1 protein-coding gene is annotated in these 327 nt (G+C 41.6%); it reads left to right on the top strand.

Translation table 11 applies throughout. From position 1 onward, the window contains the following. Position 1: 1 nt before the first annotated feature. Positions 2-327, top strand: a 326-nt coding sequence (locus tag FC85_RS12505) for an MFS transporter (protein ID WP_162255424.1), incomplete at its 3' end; no start/stop codon positions are given.

A 327-nucleotide genomic window follows, 5' to 3' on the forward strand; every position in this document is an offset into this window, starting at 1 on the left:
GATGGTTTCGTCGGCTATGTTTTTAGCACCACTTTGCTGGTATGGGCCAATTGGTTCAACGCGAAGTGTCTTGATTCCACAATTATTTGCTAATTTAGATCCGGTTCATAAAGTTTGGGCGGTTGGTATCTTAGCAACAGTCGCATCAATTACTGGTGCGATTGCTAACTTGCTGTTTGGTGCCTTTTCTGATGTTACCCGTTCGCGATTTGGTAAACGGAAACCCTATATTGTTTTAGGAACAATTGTAATCGCTATCTCACTGGTAGTTATTGCCAACGTCAAATCGATAATGGCCATTATTTTAATTTGGATTATTGCGGCGGC

This window comes from Lentilactobacillus diolivorans DSM 14421 (genome assembly GCF_001434255.1).
Classification (GTDB): domain Bacteria; phylum Bacillota; class Bacilli; order Lactobacillales; family Lactobacillaceae; genus Lentilactobacillus; species Lentilactobacillus diolivorans.